Source organism: Shewanella oneidensis MR-1, assembly GCF_000146165.2.
Taxonomy (GTDB): domain Bacteria; phylum Pseudomonadota; class Gammaproteobacteria; order Enterobacterales; family Shewanellaceae; genus Shewanella; species Shewanella oneidensis.
Genome location: NC_004349.1, coordinates 54,429 through 73,054, shown reverse-complemented (window position 1 = coordinate 73,054; position 18,626 = coordinate 54,429). Strand labels below are relative to the sequence as shown.

General features: G+C 42.2%; 19 protein-coding genes and 9 pseudogenes. 19 read left to right on the top strand and 9 right to left on the bottom strand.

What is annotated here, in order from left to right; translation table 11 throughout:
* Nucleotides 1-28 precede the first annotated feature (28 nt).
* From SO_RS22565 to SO_RS22540, 6 genes and pseudogenes are all read right to left on the bottom strand, one after another.
* Nucleotides 29-802 (bottom strand): annotated as a pseudogene (locus tag SO_RS22565) (IS4-like element ISSod3 family transposase); the annotation flags it as partial.
* 46 nt (nt 803-848) lie between these two features.
* Nucleotides 849-2,570: pseudogene (locus SO_RS22560) on the bottom strand (Tn3 family transposase); the annotation flags it as partial.
* Nucleotides 2,571-2,581: 11 nt separating this feature from the next.
* Nucleotides 2,582-3,741 (bottom strand): IS3-like element ISSod1 family transposase gene (locus SO_RS22555; protein ID WP_141135407.1). Its coding sequence is split into 2 segments (ribosomal slippage): nt 2,582-3,492 and nt 3,492-3,741, totalling 1,161 coding nucleotides; the frame shifts between segments, so codons are not numbered across the junction.
* Between the two features lie 65 nt (nt 3,742-3,806).
* Nucleotides 3,807-5,165: pseudogene (locus tag SO_RS22550) on the bottom strand (DUF4158 domain-containing protein); the annotation flags it as partial.
* A gap of 23 nt (nt 5,166-5,188) precedes the next feature.
* The gene (locus SO_RS22545; RefSeq protein WP_011074407.1) at nt 5,189-5,500 is read right to left on the bottom strand and encodes a type II toxin-antitoxin system RelE/ParE family toxin; all 312 of its coding nucleotides are present in this window, start codon (nt 5,498-5,500) and stop codon (nt 5,189-5,191) included.
* Nucleotides 5,500-5,760: a type II toxin-antitoxin system Phd/YefM family antitoxin gene (locus SO_RS22540; protein WP_011074406.1), complete on the bottom strand. Its 261-nt coding sequence runs from the start codon at nt 5,758-5,760 to the stop codon at nt 5,500-5,502. Before SO_RS22540 ends, SO_RS22545 begins: the two co-directional genes overlap by 1 nt.
* Before the next feature lie 169 nt (nt 5,761-5,929).
* Between SO_RS22540 and SO_RS22535 the strand changes: the two genes are divergently transcribed.
* From SO_RS22535 to SO_RS22520, 4 genes and pseudogenes are all read left to right on the top strand, one after another.
* Nucleotides 5,930-6,520: a recombinase family protein gene (locus SO_RS22535; protein WP_011074405.1), complete on the top strand. Its 591-nt coding sequence runs from the start codon at nt 5,930-5,932 to the stop codon at nt 6,518-6,520.
* Nucleotides 6,521-6,603: 83 nt separating this feature from the next.
* Nucleotides 6,604-7,162 (top strand): annotated as a pseudogene (locus SO_RS22530) (IS6 family transposase).
* Nucleotides 7,163-7,485: 323 nt separating this feature from the next.
* Nucleotides 7,486-8,013, top strand: a complete 528-nt coding sequence (locus tag SO_RS22525) for a hypothetical protein (protein WP_011074459.1) — start codon at nt 7,486-7,488, stop codon at nt 8,011-8,013.
* A gap of 81 nt (nt 8,014-8,094) precedes the next feature.
* Nucleotides 8,095-8,481: pseudogene (locus SO_RS22520) on the top strand (IS6 family transposase); the annotation flags it as partial.
* A gap of 32 nt (nt 8,482-8,513) precedes the next feature.
* Here the strand turns inward: SO_RS22520 and SO_RS22515 are convergent.
* Nucleotides 8,514-9,716, bottom strand: coding sequence for an IS256-like element ISSod4 family transposase (locus SO_RS22515; RefSeq protein ID WP_005054087.1), 1,203 nt, complete (start codon nt 9,714-9,716; stop codon nt 8,514-8,516).
* Nucleotides 9,717-9,773: 57 nt separating this feature from the next.
* On the opposite strand from SO_RS22515, the pseudogene SO_RS22510 reads away from it, so the two are divergent.
* The 4 genes and pseudogenes from SO_RS22510 to SO_RS23355 all read left to right on the top strand — a co-directional run.
* Nucleotides 9,774-10,082, top strand: a pseudogene (locus SO_RS22510) (DDE-type integrase/transposase/recombinase); the annotation flags it as partial.
* Nucleotides 10,083-10,136: 54 nt separating this feature from the next.
* Nucleotides 10,137-10,355, top strand: a pseudogene (locus tag SO_RS22505) (integrase core domain-containing protein); the annotation flags it as partial.
* Nucleotides 10,356-10,459: 104 nt separating this feature from the next.
* Nucleotides 10,460-10,945 carry an immunity 26/phosphotriesterase HocA family protein gene (locus SO_RS22500; protein WP_011074403.1) on the top strand — a complete coding sequence of 162 codons (486 nt, stop codon included), beginning with the start codon at nt 10,460-10,462 and terminating at the stop codon, nt 10,943-10,945.
* Nucleotides 10,946-10,963: 18 nt separating this feature from the next.
* A pseudogene (locus SO_RS23355) lies at nt 10,964-11,059 on the top strand (hypothetical protein); the annotation flags it as partial.
* Nucleotides 11,060-11,339: 280 nt separating this feature from the next.
* On the opposite strand, the gene SO_RS22495 reads toward SO_RS23355, so the two are convergent.
* Both SO_RS22495 and SO_RS22490 read right to left on the bottom strand, forming a co-directional pair.
* Nucleotides 11,340-11,639 carry a type II toxin-antitoxin system RelE/ParE family toxin gene (locus SO_RS22495; RefSeq protein WP_011074402.1) on the bottom strand — a complete coding sequence of 100 codons (300 nt, stop codon included), beginning with the start codon at nt 11,637-11,639 and terminating at the stop codon, nt 11,340-11,342.
* Complete coding sequence (locus SO_RS22490; RefSeq protein WP_011074401.1) at nt 11,632-11,874, bottom strand: type II toxin-antitoxin system ParD family antitoxin; 243 nt, start codon at nt 11,872-11,874, stop codon at nt 11,632-11,634. Before SO_RS22490 ends, SO_RS22495 begins: the two co-directional genes overlap by 8 nt.
* 199 nt (nt 11,875-12,073) lie before the next feature.
* Here SO_RS22490 and SO_RS22485 point away from each other — a divergent pair, with 199 nt between their 5' ends.
* From SO_RS22485 to SO_RS22435, 11 genes and pseudogenes are all read left to right on the top strand, one after another.
* The gene (locus SO_RS22485; RefSeq protein WP_011074400.1) at nt 12,074-12,709 is read left to right on the top strand and encodes a recombinase family protein; all 636 of its coding nucleotides are present in this window, start codon (nt 12,074-12,076) and stop codon (nt 12,707-12,709) included.
* Between the two features lie 170 nt (nt 12,710-12,879).
* A complete protein-coding gene (locus SO_RS22480; protein ID WP_164925947.1) occupies nt 12,880-13,182 on the top strand; it encodes a hypothetical protein in 303 nt (100 codons plus the stop codon).
* A complete protein-coding gene (locus SO_RS22475; RefSeq protein WP_164925946.1) occupies nt 13,175-13,528 on the top strand; it encodes a hypothetical protein in 354 nt (117 codons plus the stop codon). Before SO_RS22480 ends, SO_RS22475 begins: the two co-directional genes overlap by 8 nt.
* A gap of 34 nt (nt 13,529-13,562) precedes the next feature.
* Nucleotides 13,563-14,321, top strand: a complete 759-nt coding sequence (locus SO_RS22470; RefSeq protein ID WP_011071076.1) for an IS5-like element ISSod6 family transposase — start codon at nt 13,563-13,565, stop codon at nt 14,319-14,321.
* Nucleotides 14,322-14,397: 76 nt separating this feature from the next.
* A pseudogene (locus SO_RS22465) lies at nt 14,398-14,634 on the top strand (IS5/IS1182 family transposase); the annotation flags it as partial.
* A 141-nt stretch (nt 14,635-14,775) separates the two neighbouring features.
* Complete coding sequence (locus tag SO_RS22460; RefSeq protein WP_011074398.1) at nt 14,776-15,087, top strand: type II toxin-antitoxin system HigB family toxin; 312 nt, start codon at nt 14,776-14,778, stop codon at nt 15,085-15,087.
* A gap of 5 nt (nt 15,088-15,092) precedes the next feature.
* The gene (locus SO_RS22455; RefSeq protein WP_011074397.1) at nt 15,093-15,509 is read left to right on the top strand and encodes a helix-turn-helix domain-containing protein; all 417 of its coding nucleotides are present in this window, start codon (nt 15,093-15,095) and stop codon (nt 15,507-15,509) included.
* 270 nt (nt 15,510-15,779) lie between these two features.
* Nucleotides 15,780-16,484, top strand: a complete 705-nt coding sequence (locus SO_RS22450) for a DUF2931 family protein (RefSeq protein WP_011074396.1) — start codon at nt 15,780-15,782, stop codon at nt 16,482-16,484.
* Between the two features lie 430 nt (nt 16,485-16,914).
* A complete protein-coding gene (locus SO_RS22445; protein WP_011074395.1) occupies nt 16,915-17,250 on the top strand; it encodes a type II toxin-antitoxin system RelE/ParE family toxin in 336 nt (111 codons plus the stop codon).
* On the top strand, nt 17,247-17,534 hold the full coding sequence (gene nadS / locus SO_RS22440) for a NadS family protein (protein ID WP_011074394.1): 288 nt from the start codon (nt 17,247-17,249) through the stop codon (nt 17,532-17,534). Before SO_RS22445 ends, nadS begins: the two co-directional genes overlap by 4 nt.
* 138 nt (nt 17,535-17,672) lie before the next feature.
* A complete protein-coding gene (locus SO_RS22435; RefSeq protein ID WP_011074393.1) occupies nt 17,673-18,551 on the top strand; it encodes a hypothetical protein in 879 nt (292 codons plus the stop codon).
* Nucleotides 18,552-18,626: the final 75 nt, after the last annotated feature.

Genomic DNA, 18,626 nt, shown 5'->3' with positions numbered 1-18,626 from the left:
CACAGCCGCAGCACGCTGTAGGATCCCCTCATAATTCATAGCCCCAACAACCATGAGTTAATGAGAGTTGGGCTAGTTTCTTCGCAGCACAAAGCAAATCATCTGCTGATATGGGGTAGTCATGCCGTCGCCGCAGCAGTTCTTTGCCCATCCTGATTGTTGATAGCACATTCCTTTTCTTTACCGTGTTGGCTTGGAAGTGCCGCTGTAATTGCTGTGTTTCTCCGTATAATCCTACCCACCAAAATGCCAGTTGTACCAATAATGCTATCAATAGCAGTATGTCCATCCTCGCCGCATAACGTGTTCTGCTATGACGTAAACCAAAGCCATAAGCGGGGCTTTTTAAATCTCTAAAGGTTTCTTCTATTTGCATCCGTTTTTGGTAAATATTAACCAGTTTTTGAGGCGACATGGCTTCTATGGTCAAGTTGGTCACCAGTGCCCAAGGCTCTTTGGCGGTTAGTTCATACGTCCATTGCGCCGTATGGTGACAGTCTGTTGTCGTACTTCGCTGACCTTTTCTGCCTTTACTTGGAGCCCTGAACAATACCATCTCGCATAACAAGGGTTTCTTTACCGATAACGCCACTCGCCCAACATGTTTTGCGCGACGACTGGCTTTGGGATAAAGCGCTTTTAGCGAAAATTGGCGACCGAAGGGATGCAGCCGATAGACACTTAATCCTCTGACACGACCCAGCCAATACCAACCGAGCTGCTCGACTTTTCGAAACCATGGATTACGGAAGCCCGCGTCAGTGACTATCAGCGGGGTAATATTGTCAGGTAACACTTTATGGCTAAATTTGCCCAACGCGCCAAAAATGTAAAGTTAGCTTTAAGCTCTAAAATTCATCACTTGAATTCTCGTTCTCCGTCAACGCTTGTTGCCAATATTCTGGTTCAGCATATCGAGCAACCAATGCATCGATATCTATTTTTGAGGTTGATGGACTAAACTCAAAATTGCCATACATATTGATGTGCTGCCATGCAACGGGCGAAATACTGTGAAGCTGAGCTAGTGCGTTTTGATCTCCTACTGTTTGCTTCTGTTCATAGATACGAGATAGCAGCACTGTGTTGTAGTAAATGACCGCGTTGGTGATGAGCCGAGAGCATTCATTCCAAATTTGTTGCTCCTCTTCCGTTTTTACTCTGAATTTTCCACCGTTAACGAATGCAACTGCCCGCCTGAGACGATGATAGGCTTCACCACGATTTAATGCTTTTTGTACACATTGACGTAAACCAACATCGTCGACAAAGTCGAGAATGTATAGCGTTCGGCATATATTTTCTAACTCCCATAATGCTTTCTTGGTCTGATTCTGACGCGAATAGCTCGTGAGTTTGCGAACAATCGTGGCTTGAGTAACATCTTTTTGAGCTAGCGATGCCATGATACGTTGAATATTGGGCCATTCACGTTCAATCAATTCATCGTTGGTTTTTCGGGCAGGCTTTATTAGCCAGTCACCACACTCATTGGGATGTTGTGAGCCGACTAACGTATCCATTTTCTTATGCAAATCACGATAACGAGGTGCAAAATGATATCCAAATGCATGCAAAATCCAAAAATTAACCTGATTGGTGCCATGGGTGTCAGTGGAATGCCGTTCTGGCTTTATATCAGAGGTATTGTTATGCAATAAATCGAAAACGTAATGGCTTTCATGTTCGTGAGTCCCAATAATCTTTGCATTTATAGGAACATGATTTGCAACCAACGTGTAGGCGCTGGCACCTTTCTGTAAACCAAAATACTTAGGAGAATATTGAGCGTTAAGGGTGTTAATTTGCGTTTCCATCCGCTGGCCATCGCTACTTGAATGAAGTGTGTCCTGAATATCATAGAGATGAAATGCGGGTAGCTGGCTGGTCGCATTACTAATCGCATCATTAGCCGCTCGTAATGTCTCCAAGCGTAGATAATTTCTTGATGTCCCCGCCATTGATGCTGAGCTAAGGCCTGAAACCTCAGCCATTTTTGCTAACCCCATGTTTGTTCCCATCGCAACAATACAGGCGAAAATTTCACGGGGATCAGCTTCATGCTTTACATAACGATCTAATACATGGGTAAATGCATTTAAAAATCCAGTATTACCCGCAACAAACCACAGTAGATCCGCAATACCAATTCCTGGTAACTGGCTGTAAAAATCGCTATTAACAGATTCATCACTGCTCGGATAAAGCAGCTTCCAACGACGCTTTTCGGCAGCACCCATCACTTTAATATGTTTGTTGATCCCATCAGAAATGTGTTGGTTTATCGCACTATAACGTGCTGCTAACATAGTATGAAATACTGCCAGAGTATCTTGGATGGGGGTCAATAAAATCGGAGATCCAATATCTTGCAATACTTGTTCTTTATCCTGCCATCTAAGATCACTTATTAAGTCATCTTCAAAGCGGCGAAATTCATTACTATGTTTAACGTACACATCACCCGCTTCCAGTGAGTTACGCAGTAAGCGATAGACCAAAAACTCATAGAGATCTACATCAAGCGTTTTAAATGTTTTGCCCTCTTTACTAAACAAATATCGGCGTAAACCTGTACTGGTCAACCCAAACTGGACACTTTTACTTGAGAATTCTCAAACTCTACAGGTGACAGATCGTTATTAGCAGAATGAAGTCGCTCCAAGTTGTAATATTTGATGTAAGCCGTCACATCTTGCTTCATAAACTCCCTTGTTGGTTGAGCAACTTTAAAAATCCAATCGTGTTTCAAGCTACCAAAGAATCGCTCAACAACGGCATTATCCCAACACGCACCCACATCACCCATGCTGGCTCGGATACCATAGCTCGATAGCAGCCTACCGAATTGTTTACTGGTATATTGCGAGCCTCGGTCACTGTGAAATACCAGCCCTCGCGCTGGTTGTCGCAGGTTGTAGGCTTTTATTAATGCCTTGGATATCAAATCTGTGGTCATGCGTTTGTCTATGCGCCATCCCACAATCCGGCGTGAATATAAATCCATCACCACAGCTAAGTACATCCAGCCTTCACCCGTCTTTAAATAGGTCACGTCACCCGCCCAGACCTGATTAGCCGATACTGGATTAAAGTTCATGTTTAACAGGTTATCAGCCACTGCATCTGAGTGTTTTCGCTGTGTCGTCACCTTGTAAGCACATCGCTGGGTTGCTTTGAGTCGAAGGCGGTGCATAATTTTACGAACGAGATAGCGACCAACCTGGTAGCCTTCCTTGCGCAATTTCTTCACCATTTCACGATTCCCTAAGCTGCCTCGACTTTGCTTAAATAGCTGTCGAACAAGGCGATAAAGCTTCAGTGTTTCAACGCTTATCACGTTTGCAGGGCGTTTATGCCAATCGTAATAGCCTGACTTACTGACACTCATTACTCGACATAACAGTGTTATGGGAAACAGGTGAGATTGCAGTTTGATGAAACGAAATCTTACTTCATTTCTCTCGCAAAGAAGGCGCTTGCCTTTTTTAGAATTTCTTTTTCCATGCGTAATTCTTTGTTTTCTCTACGCAATCGCTTCAACTCATCACGCTCAGACTCTTCTAAGGTGATGCCTTGTTGCAGGGCTTCGTGTTTTTCCTTCCAGTTGTAAAGCAGGCTCGTGCTAACTCCAAGAGACTTTGCCGCATCGGCAACGCTATAACCTTGCTCCAGCACCATCAAGACGGCTTCATCTTTAAATGCCTGCGGATAACTCTTATGTGATTTTTTCAGACTCATATAGACCTCTTAATTTATTGACCATACTGTCTCAAAATTAAGTGTCCGATGGGATTAGACCAGAACAAACCTTTAGGAATAATCTCAGTAGGAAATGAATTAGGGTCAGTTTGCCTTGGTGATTTTTCTGTGCGCAATAAGTTTTGTAAAAATGCGATAGCTTCAAGCAAAGGAGAGTCTTCTACACGTCCGGCAAAATCCAGATCAGTAAAAAGTTGTCTTAAGTTACGTTTGAATGTGGCGGATAATTTTGTGTAATGTGACCATTCAAATGCCGTTTTGTCGAAAGCAATATTACGTAAGTAATCAGCAACTAATGGGAATCTTTCTTGTTCAAGCAATGCATAGGCTTTTTCTTTAATAATGGAAAAAGGTGTGTCATCGGTGATGGTGTCATCCGTAAACAGGCTCAATACATGACCCGCAGCCTGTAAATTTTTCGCTGCATTGGTAACCGCATTATTCATTGCTTCTTCAGCGGCACGCTTGGCCTGTTTCTCATATTGATCGACCCAATGGAGCAATGCTTCAATTAAGTTGTCATTTATTTGCTGAAACCGATGAAAAGCAAAAAACAGCAGATATAACTGAGCAGTCTCTTTTTTCATGCGTTGAAGTTTATAAGTGGTATAAAACTTAACCATAGAAGCATAATACTTGCCGCTTTCATTGGAGATCCCCGCTGTTATGAGGAACTGCTTGGCAAACTCATGTAGAGGCTGGAAAAACTGCCGCCGTGCGACTTCATGTCGCAATTCTTTATAACTGAAATCTTTAGCTTCATGTTTTAATGCGCTGACGCGAAACAATCCTGACTCAGCCCGAAGCAAAGCCGCTAATTGCTGATCGATAAGTGAAGTCATGCAAGTGCTAAGTAATCGAGCAATACGGGTGCGTTCATAAGCCACCACTCTACCAATCATCTCTTGCATGTACCGATAACTGGGCATGACAATACGGTGTAGTGCTAAGTATTGGGTTAATTCACGAAAGATAAAGATAGGTTGTGTCGATAACATCGCTACCCTTTGTGCTTTACCTTCCAAATCAACTTTTACCTCATTATCACATTGTTGATACTGGAATAACTCAATAATTGCTCGTTGTTGTTCAGCCCTAATCGGTCTCGATGGACTTTTCAGTCTTGAAAGCGTTTTGGTGGGAAAGTACAGCGCGGCAATGTAATCCAAGTCATTTAGTACTGACGATTCTTGTTCATAACTGAAAAACTGCCGTTTGGCTTTGAAATAGCCCAGTTGCAATACTAAATGGGCTGCCACAGAATACGTTCGGGTATTGTCGAATAGCTCGCGCTCTTTAGCGCTTAAGTCAAAATATAATCGACGATCATCATCTGAGAAATGGGGTAGTTCATCTATTTCATCGGTTGACAAAATAGATAGCCGCCGAGCGTCATTTTTCATGGATAACCTCTTATTTGACTACATCAGATGGTTTCCCGCTCTGCGAGATGAGTAAGTGGAACCATACTTTTATGTAAGATCCCAAATACAACGAATTGATGCTCATGTTGGATGTAATAGATGACGTGACTTGAATAAGGAAAACTAAACACATTCATGCGTACCTCGGGTCTATTTTTCCCAAGGGTGGGTGTTTCAGCCAGCAGCTGAATCGTTTGTTTAAGTCCGGATAAATAGGTCTTTGACTGAGTAGCCCCCCATTGGGCTAACGTAAAGCGGTGAATGCCTATCAGATCAGACTGTGCATCAGGTGTTAAATGATAAGTTACTGCCATTAGTCATACAGCCCTGCAGCCAGCTCATCAAAAAAGGTATTACCGTCAACCAAATTGCCCGTTTGGATGTCGGTCATGGCTTTCACCGCTTTAGATTGTAGCAAGTGTAATTTTAGCGCCTCGATACTTTGGTATTCATCAGCAGAAATTACAACGGCTACAGGCTTGCCATTTTTATTAATTTGGATTGGAGATTGTTGGGCTTTGAGCAACAAATCTCCAAAGTGAATTTTTGCTTCATTGGCTGAAAGAGTGTTCATTTATCACCTTTAAACGAATCGTTCGATTCGCTCAATTTACACCAGTTGGGCGATAAAAGTCAAAAATGCACCTTATCAAAATGTATACTATTTGATAGCCCTAGTTATTATCTATCAAAACTACTATCATAAATGCATTATCAAAACCTTTAAAGAGATATGGTAATTTATGTCCAGAGTTGGTTATGCTCGAGTGAGTTCCACAGGTCAAAGCTTAGAAGTACAACTCAGCAAATTGCATCGAGCTGAGTGCAATAAGATATATCAAGAAAAACGCAGTGGGAGGACGGCTGAACGGTCTGAATTTCAATCTTGCATGAGTTATTTACGTGAAGGGGATACCCTAGTGGTAACACGACTCGATCGTCTTGCTCGCTCAGTCGTCCACTTAGCCCAGATTGCTTCGCGTTTTCAAAGTGAAGGCATTGATTTACTCGTTATCGATCAGAACATTGATACGAGCACTTCGACTGGGAGACTCATGTTCAATATGTTGGCTGCGATTGCTGAGTTTGAAAATGACTTGCGGACAGAGAGACAGGCCGAAGGTATCGCAAAAGCACATGAAAATGGGGTTAAATTTGGTAGACCTGTAAAACTCACGGACACCTTAAAACAGGCTATTTATGATAAAAGAGCTGAGGGGGCCACCATTGGACAGCTTGCCAAGGAGTATCACCTTGGAGAAGCCTCTATTTATCGGGCACTGAATTCTGTGAAGAGCACACAAGAAATTACAAGTAAACTTATAAGTAATTGAAGTTTATTTGGTTCTGTCGCAAAGTTGACGATAAGAGTTTAACAGTGAATGATCTTTCAATATGAATTTGGAGCATCCACTGCATGACCCTCAATTTTTCTGGCAGACATTTTCCATCTGATATCATCATGCAAGCGCTGCGATATTACCTTGCTTATAAACTTAGTTACCGTGAAATTGAGGAAATGTTCGCAGAGCGAAACATTCATTTTGACCACTCAACACTGAACCGCTGGGTTATCAAATATGCACCTCTGCTCGAAGCCATATTCAGGAAGAAAAAACGTCTAGTATCTGGCTCGTGGCGAATGGATGAAACTTACATAAAAATGAAGGGGCAGTGGGTTTACTATTATCGTGCAGTGGATAAATTCGGCGCGGTGATTGATTTTTACTTGAGTGAAACCCGTGATGAGAAGGCCGCACACGCTTTTTTCACTAAAGCTATCAATCAACATGGCTTACCTGAGAAGGTGGTTATTGATAAAAGTGGCGCCAATGCTGCAGCGTTAGATACTGTTAACATTCGGCTGTGGCTATCAGGATGTATGCTCTTTATGATTGAGGTGCTTACCGTTAAATATTTGAATAATATTGTCGAGCAAAGCCAACCGAAAAGTGAAGGGTAAAATTAATGCCTAGGCTGGAAGTCTTGGGAAGGGGCTGAGTCAACACTGGCTGGCGTTGAGCTTTGGTCCATGATCAAGTTGGGGCAAATGGACACGGCTCAAATGATGGCCCCGTGGGAACAATTTTATTCTTTAACGGCCTAGTTGTATCTGAAGGATACTGCCCCTTCAATTTGGAGCAGCAAGATCTCAGTTTGCGACAGAACCGCCTAGTTGTATCTGAAGGATACTGCCCCTTCAATTTGGAGCGGCAAGATCTCAGTTTGCGACAGAACCGTTAAGTGTCCAGAGTTAGCGGATCAGATCATTCTTCTTTTCTAGAACTTAAGGATTTATGTGTTGCTAAAAAATTTATTATTTCTTCTAGTATTGATAGGTACACCTGTGATGGCACAAATTTCTGTTGATGATGTAAAAGTAGAGACACATGAAAAAATTGAGTCTCAATTACATAGCGTTCATCCATCTTTATTGTATCTTTATGCTGCTCGTCTCTTTCAGGAAGATCGTAAAGAGGAGGCCGTCTTTTGGTTTTATGTAGGTCAACTCCGTTTTCGATATTTACTTGTCGTCAATCCTGATTTACCGCTTGACGGAGCACCAGCATTGATGGATGCACTGAATGAGAATGTTGGTTTGTATATTAATGAGTGGGTAGGTAAAAATCCCTTACTCTGGGTTAGTTTGATAGATAAAGCACTGGAGTGGGATACATCTAACATTAATGTTGTGACACCAAAAGAAACTCATGTAAAAGAGTTGCTACAAGTGAGGTCTGGATTGGTTGACTTACGTAATTATATTGTCAACCATGCAAGTGAAATACGTGAACAGCGGAAAGCTGCTGGTTTACCGGTAGATTAATTTGGTTCTGTCGCATGACAGGGAACTAAATAGTCCATGTCATGCTCAAATTGGTGTTTTTAACTTTAACTCGTGCATTACATGGACTTCTCAGGCTACCAACATCCAAAAGACATCATTCTTCTAGCGGTTCGTTACTACGTGTCATATAAGCTTAGCTATCGCGATATCGAAGAGATCCTTGCTGAGCGAGGTAGCCATATCGACCACTCCACCATTAATCGCTGGGTAATCAATTTCACCCCAATGATTGAGTCCAAGGGACGTCTAATTAAACGACCAGTCTCATCATCTTGGCGTATGGATGAAACCTACATCAAAATCAAAGGCGAATGGTGGTATTACTACCGAGCCGTTGATAAATTTGGTGACGTCGTGGATTTTTACTTAAGCAAAGAGCGAGACGAAAAAGCCGCTCAAGCCTTTCTGCGTAAAGCAATAGGCACCAACGGTTTGCCAGAAAAAGTGAGGGCGTTCAAAATTCTGTGTCAGGCTAATTTTTAAATTTCTAGCACGCTATCTAAACGTCCTTCAAAATAAATCGCTAACTGAGATAAACAAAGGCTCCAATTGTGGATTGGCATGGTCCATTTATCTGAGGCGTTTAATATGCCTGCGTAAAGTAGCTTCAACAAGCTATTTTCATTAGGAAATGCACCTTTGGTTTTGGTGAGCTTTCTAAATTGGCGATGTACAGCCTCAACCGCATTGGTCGTGTAAATCACTTTCCTGATATGTTCTGGGTACTTAAAATAATGGGACAAATTATGCCATTTGCGACGCCAAGAGTTGATTACCAACGGATAAGCATCACCCCATTTGGCCTCCAGTTCGTCCAATGCCATCTCTGCGGCTTCTTTACTCACGGCTCGATACACAGGCTTTAAATCAGCCATAAACGCTTTCTGATTTTTTGAGGCGACATACTTCATTGAGTTGCGGATCTGGTGGATAACGCATAGCTGTGTTTCCGTATGAGGGAAGATACTGGCTATGGCCTCAGGGAAACCGGTCAAGCCGTCAACACAGGCGATAAGAATATCTTTTACACCACGATTATTAAGATCGGTCAGTACGGATAGCCAGTAATTAGCGCCTTCATTTTCGGACAAGTGAAGCCCCAAAATTTCCTTTTTTCCTTTCATATTAAGCGCTAACAATGTGTAAACGGCTTTACTGACGTAACGCCCATCCTCTTTGACTTTATAATGTATCGCATCAAGCCAAACGATAGGATAATGGCTATCTAATGGGCGCTGTTGCCACGCTTTAAGTTCGGGGATGAGTTTGTCAGTGATAGCACTGACTGTTGCGTTAGACACATTGAGCCCATACATATCTTCAACATGTTGATTAATATCGCGATAGCTCATACCTATACTGAACATCGATAACACTTTACGTTCGATTTCATCGGTTAGTGTAGTTTGATTTTTCTTAATCAACTGAGGCTCAAAGGTGCCATTGCGGTCTCTAGGCGCGTCTAACTCAAAGTTACCGGACGGATGCTTAATGGTCTTAGGGGTTTTGCCATTTTTACGATTAGGCTGAGGATCATGCGCTAAATGCTGCTCAAGCTCAGCCTGGAGAGCCGCTTCAGTGAGTTGCTTGATCAGTGGGCCAAGAATGCTGTCTTTACCTGTGAGGCTTTTACCTGACTGCAGATCTTTAAGGGCTTGTTCGAAGTTAAAAGGTTGGGTCATGTGTCATTCCTGTTTTTGAATATTTTACTGAAATGACACAGAATTATGAACACTACCGAAAAAGTGGTCATAGATAAGAGCGGAGCCAATGCTTTAGCTTTACATAATATGAACGTGAACTTGTGGCTAAGCGTTGTTTTTATGCTGAGCTTAATCGAAGTTGTTGATATAAAATATCTCAATAATATAGTTGAGCAAAGCCATAGACCGATCAAGCAAAAGATGTATCAGGCGTTGGGTTGGAACTCCATAGAGGGTGCAACAGCTACCATGTCAGGCCAAGAGGTCTGGACCCAAATTAAACGTGGGCAAGTTGGTGATTTAAGTTTGCCCGTTTGGGAGCGATTTTACGCGCTCGCAGCATAATTGTGTCTAGAATTCGGCACGTTTGTACTTAACCTAAACTTTGCGACAGAACCTGTGGGAGCGTGTTGGGATAATGCCGTTGTTGAGCGATTCTTTGGCAGCTTAAAACACGATTGGATTTTTAAAGTTAATCAACCAACAAGGGAGTTTATGAAGCAAGATGTGACTGCTTACATGAAATATTACAACTTGGAGCGGCTGCATTCTGCTAATGACGATATGTCACCTGTAGAGTTTGAAAATTCTCAAGTAAAAGTGTCCAGTTTGGGTTGACCAGTACAGAGGTAAGGCATTCAATGCTGAGTATGAAAAGGCTAAGCTTGATATTAATAAGCCGAAGAAAAATGGATGCGACTAATAAATAAGTGGAGGGTGGAATGAAAGATGGTGATGTATACTCAATTCCGTTGTTTTTGACGGATGTTAGTGGGCTAAAAAGTTTTTCTCGCTATGATTTCACTAAGGAGGGAATGGCATTCTGTTTTGCTAGAATAATTGAGGATAGAGGGGGGAGTGGCCTTATCATCGAAGTGTTTAATATTCAAGGTGGCATAGAAATGTCCCTTTCTGAGATCGTTAATTCTTCTCGCCTTTTCAATCCCGTGGTGATCGCCGGCGAAGCTATTAAAAAGAAAAGATGGAGGTTGATTGGCTCAACTTATTACGAAAAGGAAAGAGATTCAAATTATAGTGAAATCACTTTTCTTATTGGTCCTCGAGATAATCGCTTGATTTGGAAAGGAGGGGTAGAGATTCCTATAGATGATTCCAATTGCCATGACTTTGAAGAGTATATTATTTGGCCCGCAGTGCAAATTGAACAAAGAATAGTCCACGAACTTGAAAAAATCGGTAAAAATTAAAAAATAAGAGATGACTATAAGAGCGATAACCAACTGGCGATGTTGTTCACGCTGGCGAACCTGTTTCGAGTGGACCAGATGATACGGGCATTGGATAGGGTTCTGTCGCATTAACTTCGCGATGGCGCACTTGGCATGAGCCCCTACCTGTAGCGGCTTGCACACATAATCCCTTCGGCGCGATTACATCCGCTCAAATGGACTCACATTTATTGACAATAAGCAAATCCGCCGACTCAAATTAATTGACAATGGGCGCAGATTAATTTGAGGGGGGATTACCCATTCATCTTGGCAGACTCACATTAACTGCCATTAAACAGTCATGATCCAACAAGCTCGCAGAGAGTTGAGCTATGTAAAAGCTAACTTTACATTTTGGGCGCGTTGGGCTTTAGTCCGTATCTGGATAAAAATGCCGTAATGGTTCCATTTGTTGATGAAGGATGCGGAGGATGTAGATCCCATCAGGCTGTTTTTTATAGAAAATCGCATGTTTATGATGATTATGACGTCGAAGTTCTTTGGCAATTTCTAGGCACTCATGCCCAATTAGAGGCTGCTCAGTGATTGCCAACAAAGCGTTATGCATACTTACTGTATAGTCATCCGCTTGCTTAACACCAAAGTTCAATAAGGTGTATTCAAAAATTCGCTCAAAGTCTTCGGCAGCAAGGTTGGAAAGTTTATACATTGTGCTTTTGTTTCACCATTGCAGCGATGTCATGAAGTGATAATGCACATTCACCACTTTGCTCACCAGCTTCAATCGCCATTTTCAAAGCTATGGTCTGGTTTTCTTGTCTTTCTAATAGTCGTAAGGCAGAACGCACAACTTCGCTTGTCGAGCCGTAGCGACCTGACGAAATAAGCTGACCGACAAATTCATCTAACTGTGATCCGATAGTAACACTGGTAGTCCGTGACATGTTTTCACCTATTTGTGTGAATAATTAACACTTCAATAATATATGATGTTGGATACCAAATCAAAGTAATGTTAACTACGGCATGACAATAAGGTATACCCTGTGGTCACAGATGAAAAGTGGCATATTTTATATATTTGTCATAACCTATATGCCACACTCTGTTAGATCATAACTTAAATGTCACTTAGGTCTGATTATGTACATTTTTGGCTATCTTAGAGCGTCAACAAGCGACCAAAATGCAAAACGGGCGCAGAGTACCTTACAGAAGTTTGTACAAGATAGGGGATTTCGTATAGCTGGATGGTACATCGAAAATGAATCAGGAGCTTCGCTGCAACGACCTGAACTTCTTCGTTTACTTGATGATGCTGCGAAAGGTGATGCAATCATCATTGAACAGATAGACAGGCTTTCTCGTCTGGATGAGAAAAGCTGGTTCACATTAAAAGAAATGCTGCACGGGAAAGAACTCAAAGTGATTAGCCTGGACTTGCCAACCAGTCATATTGCACTCTCTCCCCAAATCACCGATGAATTTACTGGATCGATGATCAAAGCGATAAATAGCATGATGATGGATATGCTAGCTGCTATCGCGAGAAAAGATTATCAAGATCGCCGCCGCCGTCAGGCTGAAGGAATAAAGAAAGCCAAAGAGGGAGGGAAATACAGAGGACGGCAAGCAGACTCAGATCTACACGAAAAAATCTATCAACTACGAGTTGTCAACAAGCTGAGTATTAGCGATACCGCCAAACTCACCAATGTGTCGGATAGAACGGTAATTCGGGTTGCTAAGAAGTTGGCATGTGACCGTTCAACGGGGTAAGAAGCTTAGCGTACTTTTATTGGCAGTTAATGTGAGTCCACCAAGATGAATGCAAGCCCGTTGTTAATTAATCTGCGCCCATTGTCAATTAATTTGAGTCGGCGGATTTGCTTATTGTCAATTAATGTAAGCCCCGATTGATGGATGTAATCGCGCCGAAGGGATTATGTGTGCAAGCCGCTACACTTATGGAACATATGGCTGAAACACTGACTACGGCCAAAGATTACAATGAGAAGTTGAAAGCAAATGTTTTTATTAACATGAGTCCAACTAACTCTCAGTCTGAGAAATTAGAAGCTCGTAAACTACTCAAAGAGTATCCTGAGTTTACACTTTTAAAATCGGTAATTTATGAGCGCACGGCTTACAGGAAGTCGTATGCTGCCGCTGTTGGTGTTCATGAATGGAATGATTATAAGGCTAAAGCTGAAATGAGTTACCTGTTAATGGAGCTGATGAGCAATGTTTAGCAGAGATAAAATGAAAAAAAGTGAGTCAAACATCAAGGCTATTGATGATTTTGTAGATGGTGCAGATTCTAATATCCGCACTAAAAAAGTTGTTGATAAAAAGAAGCCTGTTTCATTTTCTGCAACAGATAAACAACTGGCTGAAATACAAGGATTAGTTAAAAAATACAATGCGTTAGCGTATAAAAATGATAATAGACAAGAGATTAATCGTTCGGATTTAATTATGGCAATGAAATCTCACTTTGAAAAAATGTCGGATATTGAATTTTACAAAGAAATAAATAAATTAGGGTCTGTTGATCTTTCGAGAGTGATTTTTAGACAGCATGCCAAGACGTTATAATTTGCTTCGCCAAAAGTAACCATAACCTCAAGCCATGCCAAGACTTATGCTAACCGATGCACGCTGGGAAAAGCTATTTCATTTAATGAAAAGCACAGGCCGTGTTTATGACAAACCTGAACATAGACAAACATTCGAAGGTATTCTTTACCGCCTTAGAACAGGTATCCCTTGGCGAGATTTACCTAAAGAGTTCGGTCATTGGAGCACGGTCTTTAGACGGTTTCATTTATGGTCTAAGAAAGGCGTTCTAGCACATTTATTCAAGGCCTTAGCCAACCTTGCTGATATAGAATGGGTCTTTATTGATGGCTCGATAGTGCGGGCTCACCAGCACAGTGCAGGTGCCGCGACGCTAAGTAATGAGAGTATTGGTAAAAGTCGAGGCGGTAATTCAACCAAAATTCACTTAGCCGTCGACAGCGGAGGATTACCGATTTATTTCGAATTATCAGAAGGCCAAAAACACGATATTACACACGCCCCCAGCTTAATTGAGCACCTGAAGCAGGTTGATACCGTCATTGCAGATAAAGGTTATGACAGCGATGCTTTTCGTGAACTTATCGCCAATAAAGGCGGGAAATCTGTTATTCCAAGGCGCCGCTATAAGAATACACCTCAAGAAAGAGTCGATTGGTGCTTATATCGGTATCGACATTTAGTGGAGAATGCTTTTGGAAGAATTAAGCACTATCGAGCAATATCAACAAGATATGACAAGCTAGCAAGAAATTACGCCAGTATGGTGTCACTGGCGTTTATGTTAATGTGGCTGCCGATGTATTGCTGAAGAACATTTGTACAGCAAAGATCAACAGACCCTAATAATTTATTTCTTTATTGGTAAGTGGAGATGTATCAGATCCCCACGCAATGAAGCCGTAGAAGCACAGAAAACGGGTCAACTGAAACAATGGAAAATCGATAATGGCTATCACCAGCGCTCTCTAGCAGAGACCGCCATGGGCCGATATAAACAGTTGAATAGTCCAATGCAAAGTTTGCGTGACTACAATGGGCAAGCAGCAGAGGCGTTGGCTGGTGTGAAGGCGATGAACAAAATCATTAGATTGGGTATGCCCGTTCGCCAGCAAGTTGTTTAATCGGCCTGAAGTCTTGGAACGATTACGTTCTATGAAATGATTTAATCAACAACGCCCATGTCGGTTATACGTGTATGCACAGGCGTTTCCGTTTTGGAAACTACTGTGCTATAGTTTCCAAAACGGAAACAGGGAAAGACCGTGCACGTTATTTCAAGAAAACCATTTAATGATGCCGCCCAAAAGTATCCTAACGATAAGGACGCTTTGGTGCAGATATACAGCACCTTACGCAGTGGCACATTCACCAATCCTGATGATTTACGACAAGTATTTCCGTCTTTAGATAACTTTAAATATCGAGATAAATGGTGGGTAATTGATGTGGGAGGTAACAATCTACGCATTATCGCTTTCATCGAGTTCCGAGATAACAGGATGTATGTGAAGCACGTGGTTAGCCATGCAGACTATAGCAAGCTGACTGATAAGTACCGTCGAACAAAGGAGTAATGTATATGCTACCTACTGCATGTATTGAAATTAGAGAAGCATTGGCCAAAGTGCCATACCTCGCGCACATTGAAACTCAGGACGACTACGAGCAAGCATTAGCATTAATGGACGATCTGGTTGATGATTACGACTCAAACAAATTTTTGATTGAGATGTTGTCACTTAGCATTGAGCGATGGGAAGAACAGGCTGATGAATTTGCTGAATTTAATGCAGCGATAGCCGAAATGGATAGTGGTATAGCGGTATTGAAAACGCTTATGGCGCAGTATCGTCTTGGTGTTGCAGATCTTCCCGAATTAGGCTCAAAAAGTAATGTGAGTAAGTTACTCAATGCCGCAGAAGGAAAGAAGCTTAATAGACACCACATTGAAGCACTCAGTCAGCGCTTTGGGGTGCCAGTATCATTATTTTTTTAGCCTCGTGAATCAGACTTGCCTAGTCTGGTTCACGCGCTGAATACCATCATTTTACGCAGGTACGCAGGCTTTGGGCTAACGCGCTTTTGCCCCAAAGCGTTTTTTAAATGGATACCTATCGAGGTTTAGCCATTTGTATTTGCTCTCAATAATCTAATATCAGCCTCAATAGAGTGGCCAGACTCGCTATACCATTACAAGTCAGCATCCCAATAGAATGGGTGAAAAAGAGGTTAGCAAGATGACGGGTAACCAAAAGGGAGGTTATTAATGCGCTGGATACAATTATTGCTGCTGTTGCCATTGATCACAGCTTGTCAGACCGTTCCAACTGAGCTAAAAAATCTAGAGTGGCGCCATATGGTGGGATCCAATGCTGATAAGATATGGGTGACGGAGGTGCTCTTTTATCGTCAGGGCAAATTGGTAGATGCCTCAACCAACGGAGCGTCTAGTCGCGTTGATGCAGAGTCGCTTAGTGAAAGGGACTATCGCTGGTTGATCACTGCCGGTCGCCGAGATGTTCACCCCGCCCCCGATAGGGTAGAGGTAGAGTGGATTTCATTCCACGACAAAAAGCGCTATCGCATTAGCTTGGTGTTGCCAGCAGAACTGGAAAGCATGATTGCGCAACCTTATCGTATCAAGGTAAGGGATGAGTGGCTTGAAGTACGCCGAGATAACATTGGCTTAGGTATGACCACCGGCGGCTATGTGGAAGCGTTTTTAACCAATGCCAAGGTGAAGCCTGATATCCTGCTGGCTAGGGGGATTGCCAAAGAGGTCACAGATGATCCCGATGAGAAGCGTTTCCCTCTCTCAAGTCAGTTTGCAAATCGTTGGGCTGATTTTGACGCGAACTACAGCAAAGCCTATCAGCACTATCCTGTTCCCAGTGGCATGGCCTGGGCTCCAATCATGGACGCTTACCGCGCCGCACAGCCCAAAACAGATACAAACCCCGTGCAGCAATGATATCAATGAACTGGATACTCTTACTGCTGTTATTGCCATTGACCATAGCTTGTCACGCCGGTCCATCTGGGATAAAAATCAAGAGTGACGCTATAATACCCGTATTGTGCTGAGTGGAAAGTCCCTGAAGGCACGGAATGCGAATTTTGTGATAATCCAGCCACAAGATACATTCAAGAACATCCTGTGTGATGAACATTTTGAATATGCTTATCCTATTGATTAAAATATAGAATTATAGATTAATTATAAATTTATAATAGTAGTTTACCCCTAGATAGTACCAGTGAATCACTCTACACCAGACTGATTCACTAAAGCAGTCTTGACTAGAGTGTCGTATCAACAAAACGGCAAATGACTCTGTGTTGATTACCACTGCCACAAGGTGTACAATGTACACCTTGTGGTGGTATAAGGATTTTAATTAGTGAGCCATGCTATTGAGTTTGTTGAAACCTCTGTCTTTACAAGACAGATCAAGGAACTTTCAACTGATGACGAACTAAAGGATTTGCAAGCAGAGCTTATTGCTCAGCCGGATAAAGGCGATATTATCAAAGGTACTGGTGGCCTTCGAAAGGTTAGAATGGCTGTAGGAAACAAAGGGAAGAGTGGCAGTATACGAGTGCTCTATGTCCTTGCTCTGGCCGATAAAATTTACCTGGTACTCGCTTATCCAAAAGCAGTTAAAGATAGCCTAACTGCGGAAGAAAAGGCCAAACTAAAACTAATCGTTCAATCACTTAAAGGAGAGAGCAAATGAGTATATTTAACGAACTTCAAGCCTCCCTTGAAGAAGCGGTAGAAATTCATCATGGTCTCAAAAAGCCCGCTCGAGTAACTCGTTATGAAGTTGCTGATGTTAAGTCAATCCGTGAAGATCTGCTTAAAGTGACGCAGGCCGAATTTGCTGCCACGATGGGTGTCAGTGTCGACACTGTTAAAAGTTGGGAAGGTAAACGCCGCAATCCTGCAGGATTAGCAGCTAAAGTGCTTGCGACGATTCAGCAAGATCCTAAAATCTACGCAGCTCTTGCCGCTCACTAACATTATTCAAAGGCCCTTCTTGGGCCTTTGAATTCCCCCTATATGATAAACTCGTTCCTCAGTTTGCGACAGAACCAGGTATTTCTAAGACTACTTTCAACCTTGAAGTTATGCTTCCGATAGTAAGTGAGATGTAGGATGAAAAGTTACCCTAAAAAAGATAGAGATCAAGCTCTAAGCGTATTACAGAAACTGGCAGAAAATGACGAGCAGTTAACTCAGCCACAAGCAGTTAAACTCGCTCTCCTAGATCAGTATTTAATAAAGAATCGTGAGCTCGTTGCTAGCGAATTTATTGATCGCTTTCGTTACATAGAATATGAATTAACCGAATTAGCCATAATACAACGCGTGGCCTTTGATAACTTCGCTGAGTTTACAAATTGCCTGACTTTGGCGGGGCGTTTTGGTTGTTTAGTAAGATTGGTGCGAGGGGGATATTTTTCGGGGACTGATAGTCTGCATATTTGGCCGCTGCTAGCGGCACTCGCCATTAATGACTCACCCACTATCGCCGCCTATAAAAAGCAATTTGTGCCACCCTTTGTAACTGGTCATAAAGTGACGGTCTTAGCCTGCAATGCCGTATATGCCATTCTAGGTGTCACACCTGTTACAGATAATTTACGAGAAAAACTCACAAGCCTAAAAGATTCGAAATACAGTATGGCGATGCTGCGTAGTCTTGCGGCCATAATCAATCAGGACATGGACTCGTTTATCGACAATATCAGCATTATGGTCAAGTCTAATCGCTCGCAACAGGAATATTCGCCACTGGAAAAATGTTACTGTGTTAATGCACATGGTTTAGTCAATCTATGGCGGTTTCATACGACTAATGCGCCACTACGGCAACTTGATTTACCCCTACCATGGCAGAATGAATTAAATGCGTTTTTTACTTCAGGTCATGAGTCAATCCCAATAACGTTTGATCCCTTAGGTGAGTGTGATTTAAGTAACCTGCCAATTGATCAAAATACTCTGGTGCTAATCCATTCATTAACAACATAATGAGGTAACTGAGATTAATCCACATGATTGTTATGACTTAATTTTGGCAAACCAAGAACCGACTCAGGGGTAACA